Source organism: Runella aurantiaca (assembly GCF_003339505.1).
Classification (GTDB): Bacteria; Bacteroidota; Bacteroidia; order Cytophagales; family Spirosomataceae; genus Runella; species Runella aurantiaca.
The window spans coordinates 208,297-220,343 of sequence record NZ_QPIW01000007.1 but is presented as its reverse complement, the minus strand read 5'-3'; the positions used below and the strand labels follow the sequence as shown (position 1 = coordinate 220,343).

Annotated in this window: 11 protein-coding genes; 9 read left to right on the top strand and 2 right to left on the bottom strand. The window is 44.9% G+C overall.

What is annotated here, in order from left to right:
- Nucleotides 1-266 precede the first annotated feature (266 nt).
- Entirely contained in the window at nucleotides 267-1,079 is an 813-nt protein-coding gene (locus DVG78_RS11365) for an N-acetylmuramoyl-L-alanine amidase-like domain-containing protein (RefSeq protein ID WP_114461194.1), read from the top strand.
- 4 nt (nucleotides 1,080-1,083) lie between these two features.
- Here the strand turns inward: DVG78_RS11365 and DVG78_RS11360 are convergent, their stop codons facing one another.
- Nucleotides 1,084-2,130, bottom strand: a complete 1,047-nt coding sequence (locus DVG78_RS11360; protein ID WP_114461193.1) for a DNA/RNA non-specific endonuclease — start codon at nucleotides 2,128-2,130, stop codon at nucleotides 1,084-1,086.
- A gap of 114 nt (nucleotides 2,131-2,244) precedes the next feature.
- On the opposite strand from DVG78_RS11360, the gene DVG78_RS11355 reads away from it, so the two are divergent.
- The 3 genes from DVG78_RS11355 to DVG78_RS11345 all read left to right on the top strand — a co-directional run bounded on the left by DVG78_RS11355 (nucleotide 2,245) and on the right by DVG78_RS11345 (nucleotide 5,694).
- A complete protein-coding gene (locus DVG78_RS11355; protein WP_114461241.1) occupies nucleotides 2,245-3,480 on the top strand; it encodes a BaiN/RdsA family NAD(P)/FAD-dependent oxidoreductase in 1,236 nt (411 codons plus the stop codon).
- Between the two features lie 139 nt (nucleotides 3,481-3,619).
- Complete coding sequence (locus DVG78_RS11350) at nucleotides 3,620-4,846, top strand: hypothetical protein (protein ID WP_114461192.1); 1,227 nt, start codon at nucleotides 3,620-3,622, stop codon at nucleotides 4,844-4,846.
- Between the two features lie 26 nt (nucleotides 4,847-4,872).
- On the top strand, nucleotides 4,873-5,694 hold the full coding sequence (locus DVG78_RS11345) for a formylglycine-generating enzyme family protein (protein WP_114461191.1): 822 nt from the start codon (nucleotides 4,873-4,875) through the stop codon (nucleotides 5,692-5,694).
- A 4-nt stretch (nucleotides 5,695-5,698) separates the two neighbouring features.
- Here the strand turns inward: DVG78_RS11345 and DVG78_RS11340 are convergent, their stop codons facing one another.
- Nucleotides 5,699-6,217 carry a C40 family peptidase gene (locus DVG78_RS11340; RefSeq protein WP_229598202.1) on the bottom strand — a complete coding sequence of 173 codons (519 nt, stop codon included), beginning with the start codon at nucleotides 6,215-6,217 and terminating at the stop codon, nucleotides 5,699-5,701.
- 277 nt (nucleotides 6,218-6,494) lie between these two features.
- Here DVG78_RS11340 and DVG78_RS11335 point away from each other — a divergent pair, with 277 nt between their 5' ends.
- The 5 genes from DVG78_RS11335 (at nucleotide 6,495) to DVG78_RS11315 (ending at nucleotide 11,886) form a co-directional block, all read left to right on the top strand.
- Complete coding sequence (locus DVG78_RS11335; protein WP_199563233.1) at nucleotides 6,495-6,992, top strand: GNAT family N-acetyltransferase; 498 nt, start codon at nucleotides 6,495-6,497, stop codon at nucleotides 6,990-6,992.
- A gap of 61 nt (nucleotides 6,993-7,053) precedes the next feature.
- The gene (locus DVG78_RS11330; protein ID WP_114461189.1) at nucleotides 7,054-9,096 is read left to right on the top strand and encodes a thioredoxin domain-containing protein; all 2,043 of its coding nucleotides are present in this window, start codon (nucleotides 7,054-7,056) and stop codon (nucleotides 9,094-9,096) included.
- 25 nt (nucleotides 9,097-9,121) lie between these two features.
- Nucleotides 9,122-9,919, top strand: a complete 798-nt coding sequence (locus DVG78_RS11325) for a queuosine precursor transporter (RefSeq protein WP_114461188.1) — start codon at nucleotides 9,122-9,124, stop codon at nucleotides 9,917-9,919.
- A gap of 433 nt (nucleotides 9,920-10,352) precedes the next feature.
- Nucleotides 10,353-10,952, top strand: a complete 600-nt coding sequence (locus DVG78_RS11320; RefSeq protein ID WP_158550010.1) for a LytR/AlgR family response regulator transcription factor — start codon at nucleotides 10,353-10,355, stop codon at nucleotides 10,950-10,952.
- Nucleotides 10,953-11,286: 334 nt separating this feature from the next.
- On the top strand, nucleotides 11,287-11,886 hold the full coding sequence (locus DVG78_RS11315; RefSeq protein WP_114461186.1) for a c-type cytochrome: 600 nt from the start codon (nucleotides 11,287-11,289) through the stop codon (nucleotides 11,884-11,886).
- Nucleotides 11,887-12,047: the final 161 nt, after the last annotated feature.

Below are 12,047 nucleotides of genomic sequence, written 5' to 3'. Positions count from 1 at the left end.
AAATTTTACTTAAACATAACAAAAATACCTAATAAAGTCAAGTCACTATACGTTAAAAATCGCTTAAAGGTTGCTGATTCTTTCACTATTTTAAACTATTTTCATGGGTGTAAGGTTCAGGATATTTTTTCAAATTGTAAATTGCTGGTTGTTAGAACGAGTGAATTTTGTACTTTTTTTATTTTAGTCAGGCATACCCTCTTGGCCATTCAAACTAGTTCGAGATGCCGCTTACTTTTAAGGTTTCAGCTTGACAGAACCCGATTATGACAAAGACCCCTGCAATTATTTTTTTGCTTATTGGCCTTTTTGTAAAGTCGCTTTATGCCCAAACAGAGGCGGTGTTTGCCGAAAAAATGCGCTTGCCTCCCAAAGCGACCCATGCCGAGAGCGCTTTGCACATCGCAGAAAGCTTCTTGGGAAAACCCTACGTTGCGCATACCCTTGAAAAAACGCCTGAAGCCCTCGTGTGTGATTTGCAAACCTTTGATTGTTACACTTTTGTGGAATCAGTGCTGGCCCTGATGCTGACCCAAAAAGCGTCGGGCAGGTATGATAAATACCAAAATTTCCTCCAAAAATTGCGCTACCGCAACGGAAAAATTACGGGATATAGCTCACGGCTTCATTATTTTCTCGAATGGAAACATCAGGCCGTGGCCCAAGGATGGCTTGTGGACGTTACGGAGTCATTGGGCGGGTTGAAAATACAGCCCACAATTCAGTTTATGACCACTCATCGAGGGTTTTATCCCGCCTTGAACGATGAAAAAACGGTGGCTGAAATACAAAATGTCGAGAAGCAATTATCCCAAATACCGTGGTTTTATATTCCTAAAAACAAGGTCGCTGCGATAGAGTCTAAATTACGGGATGGGGATATTATTGGTATAACCTCTGGCATTGCGGGATTGGATTTTAACCATGAAGGTTTTGTGGTACGAAAAGGGGCCCGGGCGTATTTTCTACACGCTTCTTCTGACCTAAAAAAAGTAACATTCTCGGTCGAGCCTTTGGCTGATTACCTCGCTAAAATCAAAAAACACAGCGGCGTGGTGGTGCTACGAATCAATGATTAGTGGTTTAGTTGCGGGCCGAAAACCATCCTTTGGTGGTATTGGCACTTTCTAATTTCTTCTCAAGTGCATCGGGTAAACGGGTGAAAAAGTCAATACCCGTCAATCGTTCAATTTCATCCACACTAACCACAAACGTTTTGAGGTTTTCGCTCGAAAACTCATTTTTGAGCACAAAACCAATCATCCGAGGTTGGTCGTCGGTGAGGCACAGGGCAATTTTATAGTACATTTCGGGCACCGCAATCTCATTTCTATTCCCAATGGTGGGCAGGCCTGGTTTAAGTACGGGGCCCGTTACAATGTATAATTCGCCGTCACGTTGGGCCCATTGACGAAATTTTTGTTCCAAGTCGTTCCAGATACCACGATTAAAGTCAGGCACTTGTGGGCTAATATTGCTCATGTAAAAGGTTTCCTGCTTGTCAGAAGGATTGATGTTGAAATCACCAGCGGGAGCCAAGTGACCACGATCATAACCCGTACGGGTATAATCTGATGTGATGGCCGAACCCGTAGGTACAAGTGGGTCTGGAACGAACTTGTTGCCGTCGCGGGAGAGGTAAGCGCGGGCTTCGTCGCCGGTCAATTTATAAGCGACCCAGTCGGCCTGTTCGTATTGCTCGCGATAACGCAGCGTAATCTTATGATGGCGAATGATTTGGTCATTGGAGCCGATGGCAGGAAAGTTAAAATCCTTCACCTTCGCGTATTCGACGTTGGTAGCTGAAGACGTACTTTCCTCTTCGGTTTCTTCGTCGGTTGTGGTGTTTGAAGATTTGTCAATCCCCTCTTTTTCCAACAACGTACGGTCGTCAGAAGCTACATCGTCGTCGGTGCGGTCATCAACGGCCACATCGCTTGATTCGGGGACTTTATAAGGATTTTTGCCGCGTTCTGGTGGGTTTTTATCGTAAACAAATACACTCTTTACATCATTCCAAAAGGCCACGAGCGGTTTGGTCCGACCGCGATAGTGTAGCACAAGACCGATAACAATAAAAAAGAAAAGTAAAAAAAGGGTATTCCCCAAGCGTAATCCTTTGCGGTGCATTCCGATGTTAGAGTTTTTGATAATTATTGCAAAGAACGGGATAAAACCTCGCGTTTAGCATCCAGATGCGCAAAGATTTTTGGACATTTGCAGCTAAATACCAAATTTTTGAATGTGCAACAACTTCAACTCATTGTCATAGGCGGCGGAGCGGCGGGCTTTATGGGCGCCATTACAGCGGCTGAAACTTTCAAAGACGCCAACGTTATTCTTCTGGAAAAAAACAGAACATTACTCAATAAGGTACGCATCTCGGGGGGCGGCCGCTGCAACGTGACCAATGCCGTAGCGACCTTGCCTGAGTTATTGAAAGGCTACCCGCGCGGGGCTAAATTTTTGCGTTCTTTGTTTGAAACCTTCAACAATCAACACACTATCAAGTGGTTTGAAGGGCGCGGCGTGCCGCTCAAAACCGAGCCAGATGGACGGATGTTTCCCGCCACCAACACCTCCGACACGATTGTAGACTGTTTGATGAAAGCGGCCCATCATGCAGGGGTAAAAATTAGGACGGGGGCAGGGGTGACTCAATTGAAGCCTGTTCCGACGGGCATTGAGGTGGTGCTGCAATCGGGCGAGGTACTCCACGCCGACCGGGTGCTGGTTACTTCAGGCGGGCATCCGCAGTTGAGTGGCTATGATTGGCTGAGTGAGTTGGGGGTTGAAATTGTGACTCCCGTACCTTCATTGTTCACGTTTAATATTCCTGTTATTCCTTTCAAAGACCTGATGGGTGTTTCGGTCAGTGGCGTGGGCGTGAAATTGGCGGGTAGCAAATTGGTAGAAACGGGGCCGTTACTTTTTACGCACTGGGGCGTGAGCGGCCCCGCCGTGCTACGGCTGTCGGCGTGGGGGGCGCGTGAGTTGTCGGACAAAAACTATCAATTTGTGTCGTTGGTTAATTTTACCAATAAAAAGCCAAACGAAATTTTGCAGCAGCTCACCGATTTGCAGCGCGATTCGGGTTGGCGGGCCAAGTTTGTGCCAACCCAAGCGCCTTTTGGATTGCCCCAACGGCTTTGGAAGCAGTTGGTTGAACTGGCCAACATCCCCGATACCATGCGGTGGGCGGATTTGCCCGCCAAGAATATGAACCGATTGGTGGAGCATTTAACCAATTTTCAACTGGATGTACGCGGCAAAACTACGTTCAAAGAAGAATTTGTCACCTGCGGCGGCGTGGCGTTGTCGGACGTAAACCCCAAAACGCTCGAAAGTCGCAAGGTACGGGGGCTGTTTTTTGCGGGAGAAATATTGGACATTGACGGCATTACGGGTGGGTATAATTTTCAGGCGGCTTGGACGACAGGGTATATCGCTGGTAAACAATTGGGGGCGTTGTTAGAGTAACCTTCTTAGGCGCGTAGGCGTTTACCGTTAAGTAAATCATCGTTGTGGGTGAGGAGAATAAGCGTTAAATTGGCGTAACAATGAGCGGAAGTAATTCCTTTCGTCGTGGAAAATTCTCATTTAGCTCCTCCGAACGCCCATGAAATCACTCCTTCTGTTTCTGACGCTTTTCCTGCTTTCAGGAGCGTCTTTTGCCCAAAAAGTCACTTTTGATGACTATAAAAAGCGGGGAGATGCCTGTTTTGTAAAACAGGATTATCAATGCGCAAAGGATAATTACGAGCGGGCCCTCCGGATTCGGGACAATGATGCCTACTGCAAAAGCCAACTCAAAAAAGCAAATGATGCGCTTAAGAAAGCAAACACCCAAACGGTTCCGAAAAAAACGCCACCGAAGGTAGAAAAAGAGTCAGAAAACGTTCGAATCGCTGAATTAAACCGAAAAGAGGGGGATGATTTGTTTAAAAGAGGAGACTATGAAGCGGCCCAGAAGAAATATGAGGCCTGTCTCAACGTGCCTTCTTTTGGGAGTGATGCATACGTAAAAGAGCAAATCAAATTCTGTCGTATGGCGGCAGCTTTTCAGACCGATGCCAAAAATACATTGGCTCGCGGCAACGGCTTGGAAGGGTTGGCGTATCTGAAAAAAATTCTGGAAATAAACAGCGGTGACCCCATCACACGGCGACTAATCACCGAGCATCTTCAGCAAAGAGGCAACCAGCAATTTGCTAAAAATCAATTTATTGAGGCAAAGAAAAGCTACGAAGAAGCCATGCCTTACGCCGATATCCAAACCAAAGCGGTATTGGCAAATCTTATCAACACGACTGAAAAAGAACTGAAAGCCGATACTGACAAAAAAGCGGAGGCTGCAAAAGTAGCGAAGCAGGAACCCAAAACTACACCGAAAGAACCAGTAGAAACACAAAAGTCGGTAGATAACAAACCTGCCGAGCCCATCACCAGACCAGAGGTAGCAAAAAAAGAAACCAAGCCTATTCAAGAAGTAAAATTGCCCACTGCCCCTAACCAAAATTTAGTCCCTAAAATTGCCGTTGGTGCGGTGGGAATAGGAGCGGGGGTGTATGCTTTTATGCTCAGAAGCCAATATAATTCCAAATTGGAAGCATATTATGCGCTAGGTACAGGGCGTGCTGAGTATGCCAATTGGAAGAAAGCCTACCAAGAAGTAAAAGATGCTCAAGGCAAAACCAAGATATACAATGTTTGTTTGGGAGTAGCCGCTGGAGCAATCATTGCAGAAACAATTTTGCTGCTTAAAAAGCCCAAGGCAAGATCATCAGCGTTGCGCATAGAGCCTACTTCGGACAATTGGGGGGTAGCGTTACAGTATCGTTTTTGATTGAAATTATTAGCTGCTGAAATATTATGAAAAAAATTATTTTGTGCTTTTCGTTCCTATTTTGGATGGGATGTAAGTGGGAAGAACCTTCTCTAGACCCCTTGATGGTGCTTGTAGAAGGAGGAAGTTTTACAATGGGCAGAATCTCTACTGACCGAGAAATAGAGACATATAAACAGAGTATGTTAAAGATGGATGATGAACTGCCAATGCATGCGGTAACATTAAATAGCTTCTATATATCTAAGTACGAAGTCACGGTTAAGCAATACCGTGATTTTTGCGAAGATACAGGGCATGCTAAACCAGTAGGTTTTGACGCAGATTCGGAGGATAATCCTGTCAGGAGTGTGACATGGAAAGATGCGGTTGATTATTGTGAATGGCTGAGCGATAAAACTGGCAAGCCTTATCGACTGCCAACCGAGGCCGAATGGGAATATGCCGCCCGAGGCGGAAAGTCGCCAAGAACCACGAGTTATGCTGGGAGCAGTGTACTTACAAGTGTAGGGTGGTACGATGGAAATTCCAGAAGCGGTCCGCAGAATGTTGGAAAACTCAACCCTAATAGTTTGGGACTGTATGATATGAGTGGAAATGTATGGGAATGGTGCAGAGATTGGTATGCTCCTTATACAAATGCCGCACAGACCAATCCACGTGGACCTGATAAACAAACCCCTGGTACCGTTCGGTCGCATCGTGGCGGGTCATTTATGTACGGCAGTATTTTCTGTCGCGTTACCTACAGGGGAGGACCTATTTTTGGAGAAGACTTGAAAACATTAAATCCAGATACATTTACCAACAATACCATTGGTTTTCGACTAGTGGCGGACGTAGAATGATTTTTCAAAAAGGCCGAATTGCCTTTACAAATCTGTTTTTGAAGTATTTAGAATAGAGATTGTCTTCCCGAACGCCCTTGGACGAAGAGGCGTGGATGAACATGATTTCGTTTTTACCCCTTACTTCGGTCACGATGCCCACGTGCGATACGTAGCCCGCTTTGCCCGCATCTGGTACGTAAAAAATCCAGTCGCCCGCTTTGATGTCGTGTACTTCTTCTACTTCGGTGCCAAATTCGGCCTGTTGCCACGAGATGCGGGGAACTTTAAGCCCCACTTCGGTATAAACACTGGCAACCAATCCTGAGCAGTCTATGCCGCGACGGTCGTTGCCTCCGCTGCGGTAGGGCGTTCCAGTGAAGGTGCGGGCCGTATTTACTACATTGCGAACGTAATTGGCATAAGCACCTTTGGGCTTAGCCGCCAACGGACGTTTGGACGCGGGAGCCTTTGTTGCGGGTCGTGAGTTTGTACTTCTCGAAGGGGCTTCCGACGTTCTGAAAACCGCACATGAAGTCATCATTAAAGCAATAAAAAGACCACAAGAATGAAGTGCTAAATGTTGTTTAGGTAAGGACTGGAAAAATAGACGAAAGCGCATAGCGTTAGGGATAACCGGTCAAGGAAAACTATTTACTGCGTACCTCAAGGGCGGATTCTGCAAAAATAACGAACGAATAAGAAAATTAGCGTGGATATTTTTCAATTTTAGCGTTGTTTGCAAGGTAGAGAAGTCTCTCATCTTTTTGGGGAACTTTGAAAACCAAAAACTGTTTTAGAAAAAAGCCCAACAACCAAGAATGATTGAACTAATTACCGCTTCTAAAGTGCATTTGCCCGAAATCAAGCGCATTGCTTACGAAACTTGGCCTGCTACTTTTGGGGCTATTCTTTCCGAAAAACAAATCGCTTATATGCTCGACTGGATGTACAGCATTCCGTCGCTGACGAGCCAGATAGATGAGAAAGGGCACGTCTTTATTTTGGCCCAAGAAGGTGACGAATACCTCGGATATGTTTCTTATGAGTTGAATTATAGTGGGTTACCTAAAACAAAAATTCATAAGATTTACTTATTGCCCGCCAGTCAGGGAAAAGGAGTGGGGGCGTTGCTCATTGACCGCGTCGGAGAAATTGCTACCGAAAACCAGAATAAAGCCCTGTTGCTCAACGTAAATCGTTACAACAAAGCCGTTGGTTTTTACGAAAAAATGGGTTTTAACATCGTGGGAAATGAGACCATTGACATCGGCGATGGCTTTCTGATGGAAGATTTTATGATGGAAAAACCGTTGTGATCGACCTTTATATTTTCCTCATATTCCAAATGTATCATTTTACTAACCCACACAATCAGCCATGTCAAATCGCCTCATAAACGAAACCTCGCCTTATTTGCTTCAACACGCCCACAATCCTGTAGATTGGTATCCGTGGGGAGAAGAAGCATTGACCAAGGCCCGTACCGAAAATAAGCCCATCCTCGTAAGCATTGGCTATTCGGCTTGCCATTGGTGCCACGTGATGGAGCGAGAAAGCTTTGAAAAAGAGCAGGTTGCGGGTGTAATGAACGCCGATTTTGTGTGTATAAAAGTAGACCGCGAAGAGCGCCCCGATGTTGATGCCATTTACATGGACGCTATTCATGCCATGGGGGCGAGGGGCGGTTGGCCACTAAACGTTTTTTTGCTGCCCGACGCCAAGCCGTTTTACGGGGTTACGTATTTGCCCGCCCAAAATTGGGTGCAATTGCTAGGCAGTGTTAAAAATGCGTTTGTGAATCATCACGAAGATTTGGTAAAATCGGCTGCTGGTTTTACGGACAATATGCTGGTCAAAGAATCTGAAAAATATAACCTCCACGTAGACACCCAGATAGGAGAAGGGCTTGCTTCGGCGCAATCATTTTCCTCCGTCCAAATGCGGAACGACTTGGACGAAATGTTTGAGAAAATTAAGGGCCATTTTGATACCGAAAAAGGCGGGATGGATCGGGCCCCCAAATTCCCCATGCCTTCCATTTATAAATTCTTGTTGCGATACTATGCCGTTTCTCACAATCCAGAAGCACTGCGGCACATTGAATTGTCGCTCAACCGTATTGCATTGGGGGGGATTTATGACCATGTAGGGGGTGGTTGGGCGCGTTATTCGGTAGATGATGAGTGGTTTATTCCGCACTTTGAAAAAATGCTTTACGATAATGGTCAGTTGGTAAGCATTTTTTCGGAAGCATATACCCTGACCAAGAGTGATTTATACAAAAGCCGTGTGTACGAAACCATTGATTGGCTGGCCCGCGAAATGACGAGTATAGAGGGCGGATTCTATTCGGCGCTTGATGCCGATAGCGAAGGAATTGAGGGGAAATTTTACATCTGGACGCAGGCCGAATTGAAAGAAATCTTAGGGGAAGATTTTGGATGGTTTTCTAAATTGTACAATATCAGAGCCTCGGGGAACTGGGAGCATGGCTACAATCATTTGCATTTAGTAACCCCTTTTCCACAGAAAGAAGCCGAAGGAGTAGCGTACCAAAACGCCCTTCAAAAACTCTTCAAAGCGCGGGAAAACCGCATTCGGCCCGGGTTGGATGATAAAATTCTTGCTTCGTGGAATGGGTTGATGTTGAAAGGCCTAACCGATGCTTACCGGGCGTTTGGCGAAGAAAAGTTTAAAAAATTAGCCTTAAAAAATGCGCATTTTTTGAAAGAAAAAATGACCGCGCCAAACCACCAACTCTGGCATAGTTATAAAAATGGCAAAGCGAGTATTGTCGGTTTTTTGGAAGATTATGCGGCGGTCATTAATGGCTATTTGGGTCTGTATCAAGCTACTTTTGAAGAAGAATGGCTCGACGAAGCGTTGCATTTGATGGCCTACGCCGCCGAGAATATGTACGACGCTGAAGATGAACTCTTTTATTTTACGGATAGTAACGCCGAAGAATTGATTGCACGGAAAAAAGAGGTTTTTGACAACGTGATGCCCGCCTCCAATTCGCTCATGGCCCATAATCTGTTTGCCTTAGGAACATTGTTTGACTACGCCGACTACGTAAAATTATCGGATTGGATGTTGGCAAAAATGCGGAATGCGCTCCTGACCGACGTACAATGGGGCACCAATTGGGCGGCATTGTACGCATTAAGGGCGCAGCCTACGGCCGAAATAGCCATCGTTGGAGAAGAAATGGAGCATTTCCGTAAACAATTAGAAGAGCGTTTTGTGCCAAACAAAATACTGGTGGGTACAAAAACGGTTTCGGATTTGCCACTTTTGCAGGAACGCATTGCCAAACAAGAGCAGACAACAGTGTACGTTTGCTTTAACAAAACCTGTCAATTGCCGGTTAATACGATGGAAGACGTTTGGAAACAATTGAATTATATCAACGAATAAAACCCATATCGCATCCCGCCTACCCATGCCCACCTCTACACCTTTTGAACAGAAAAAGCAGTTTCTGTTCCTCGCTTTGTGTGGTCTTTTTTTGACCAATGCGCTGATTGCGGAGATTATCGGCGTCAAAATATTCTCCGTTGAAGCCCTACTTGGCACTTCACCCGCTCAGTTGCCGCTGTTTGGTACTACGCTGGATTTTAACATGTCGGCGGGGGTGGTCAACTGGCCGATTGTGTTTATTACCTCCGACATTATCAACGAGTATTTTGGAAAAAAAGGCGTTCGCCGTATTTCGTACCTGACGGCCATTTTTATCGCCTACATGTACGTCGTCATTTATGCTACTACGTCATTGCCTCCCGCCCAATTTTGGTTGGAGATTAACAGTAAGGACAGTCACGGAAACGCCATGAACATTGACGGTGCTTTCAACGCGATTTTTCGGCAAGGTCTCGGCATTATGCTTGGTTCGATTGTCGCTTTTTTAATCGGGCAGGTGTTGGATGTAACCATTTTTTCGTGGTTGCGCCGGCGTACTGGCAGCAAATACATCTGGTTGAGAGCTACGGGCTCGACGCTGTTTTCGCAACTGGTAGATAGCTTCGTCGTGATTTTTATTGCCTTTTACCTTTTCGGTAACTGGTCTTTAACGCAGATTTTACAGGTAGGAAGCATTAATTACATTTACAAAGGCTGTATTGCGTTGTTGACAACGCCCGTTTTGTACATAGCGCATTATTTAATTGACAAATATTTGGGCAAAGAAAATGCCCGTCGATTGGCTGATGAAGCCGCTGGAATGAGTTTTACGGCGGTGTAAGAATATCTTTTGAATCGACATGATGTTTAAGCTAAAAGCCTATCATTGACCGCTTAATCAATTCAGGTTTACTACATTTGGTATTTCACTCCTTAAAAAATACATTTGAAGGCATAAGAATACACTCTTACCCTCAAAAATGCTTCAAAAACTCAATAATTGGCTTTTGCAGCCTCATATTGCCTACACTCCTAGTTGGCATAATACCCCTGTGGTTATAGGTGTATCAATTTTTATTTTTCTCTTTTTATGCATTTTTGAGCCCTTTCAGTTATCGACAATCACCGACCCTTCCTTTAGAATACGTCTTATTTTAGGCTACACACTGATTGCGCCTTTGTGCGTACATTTTATGATTGAGGTCTTGGACCGTGTTTTTCTAAATGTATATCACGAAAAGAGATGGACGGCAGCAAGTGAGATTATATTTATAATGGGATTAATCTTAATTTTTGCCATCGGAAATTTTGCCAATTCTGTTCTGCCAAACTCTGGTAAAATCTCCGCTACGGTTGGAGGTTTTGTTTCTATACTGTTTTATATGGGAGTTATCAGCTTTTTTCTTGCAGGAGCTTTTGTAGGTTTCCGATATTATAGATTCAAGTGGAACGATGGCCACCCAGCGCAAGTAGGTGTTGAAGAGGCACTTGCCTACCCAGCGTCTAGTGAGATTGTATCTAAAATGTCAGTTGAAGAGTCCATTTTGACCCTCGTAGCTGAAAATGGAAAAGATAAACTTACCATCTTGCCCCAACACTTATGTTATATTGAGGCTGACGATAATTACGTAACGGTGGTTTTTCAGGAAGAACAAAAAATCAGGAAAGAACTCCTTCGTAGTAGTTTAGGTCGTATCGAATCCCAAATTAGAGCGTCGCATATACGCCGTTGCCATCGGTCATACATGGTTAATCTTCAAAAAGTATATCGAGTATCGGGCAATGCCCAGGGGTATAAACTTCATTTGTGGCAAGTGGCAGAGCCTCTGCCCGTATCGCGAGGCTATGCCAAGCAGGTAATTTTGAGTGCCTGAGGTCTAGACAATTCTCTGCAAAATGGCTTTCTGCACGGCTTCGGTGGCGGAGCGGGTGACTTAATCTGGACAGGCCTTATTAAAATTTAATCTCCAAAATGTAGGTGTCATTAGACTGCCGACATTTTTTATACTTTTCTTTCAGGTAGTTCTACGTATTCAGCTTTGACATTCACCCCAAAGAATGTTATTCACCCCATTTTTCTTCTTTGAAATAGGGCTTACGGCTACGTTTGTGGTACCTAATTATAAGCAGAAAGTATGTCTTTTTTTTAACACTTTTTGTCAATAGGTCTCCAAATTTGTCTTTTAATCAATCAGCTTTAATTTTCAAATGAAAAAACAAATCTCCATCCTCGCTCTTGTGGTTTTTAGTGTTGTTGTGCTGTTTTCTTTTACTCGCCCGCAAGCCCTGCGCGGCCTGTCCAGAGGGGGCTTACAAAGCCTGAAAAGTAAAACTGCATACACCCAAGCTCAAATCGAAAAAGGAAAATACTTAGTCGAAATGATGGGCTGTGCCCACTGCCACGCTCCCAAGAAAATGACTCCGCAGGGGCCAATTCCTGACCCTGATTTAGGACTCAGTGGACACCCTGCCAAAATCCCAATGGGCAAAGTGGTGAAAACCCAAGATTGGGTGTTGTTTCACCCCATGACCACCATCGCCGTGGGGCCTTGGGGGGCATCGTTTTCTGCCAATCTTACGCCCGAAGCTACGGGTATTGGCTCATGGTCGGAAGAACAGTTTCTCATTGCTATTACCGAGGGCAAAAGCAAAGGCATTCGCACGGCTCGGCCTCTGCTGCCGCCCATGCCTTGGCGAGACTATGTCCATGCCAAGAAAGAGGATTTGGTGGCCATTTTTGCTTATTTGAAAAGCTGCAAGCCTATCGAAAATATTGTTCCTCAGCCTATTAGCCCCGATAAGTTGTAAGCATCAAAAATATAACTTTTGAATTGGCGGTATAATCCCAAAGTTGCCATGAAGACAAAGGAAGAAGTTTAGCAACGTTTGTCGTGTCGAAAAGGAAGCGAGATTACCGTCAAAGAATTAAGGGGTCCAAACAACATTAAGGCTGCCTGATTTTGATAAAC

Excerpts from the sequence above, each read along its gene's own strand:
- DVG78_RS11365 (WP_114461194.1), top strand. The coding sequence starts at position 267 with ATGACAAAGACCCCTGCAATTATTTTTTTGCTTATTGGCCTTTTTGTA.
- DVG78_RS11360 (WP_114461193.1), bottom strand. The coding sequence starts at position 2,130 with ATGCACCGCAAAGGATTACGCTTGGGGAATACCCTTTTTTTACTTTTC.
- DVG78_RS11350 (WP_114461192.1), top strand. The coding sequence starts at position 3,620 with ATGAAATCACTCCTTCTGTTTCTGACGCTTTTCCTGCTTTCAGGAGCG.
- DVG78_RS11345 (WP_114461191.1), top strand. The coding sequence starts at position 4,873 with ATGAAAAAAATTATTTTGTGCTTTTCGTTCCTATTTTGGATGGGATGT.
- DVG78_RS11340 (WP_229598202.1), bottom strand. The coding sequence starts at position 6,217 with ATGATGACTTCATGTGCGGTTTTCAGAACGTCGGAAGCCCCTTCGAGA.
- DVG78_RS11335 (WP_199563233.1), top strand. The coding sequence starts at position 6,495 with ATGATTGAACTAATTACCGCTTCTAAAGTGCATTTGCCCGAAATCAAG.
- DVG78_RS11330 (WP_114461189.1), top strand. The coding sequence starts at position 7,054 with ATGTCAAATCGCCTCATAAACGAAACCTCGCCTTATTTGCTTCAACAC.
- DVG78_RS11325 (WP_114461188.1), top strand. The coding sequence starts at position 9,122 with ATGCCCACCTCTACACCTTTTGAACAGAAAAAGCAGTTTCTGTTCCTC.
- DVG78_RS11320 (WP_158550010.1), top strand. The coding sequence starts at position 10,353 with ATGGGATTAATCTTAATTTTTGCCATCGGAAATTTTGCCAATTCTGTT.
- DVG78_RS11315 (WP_114461186.1), top strand. The coding sequence starts at position 11,287 with ATGAAAAAACAAATCTCCATCCTCGCTCTTGTGGTTTTTAGTGTTGTT.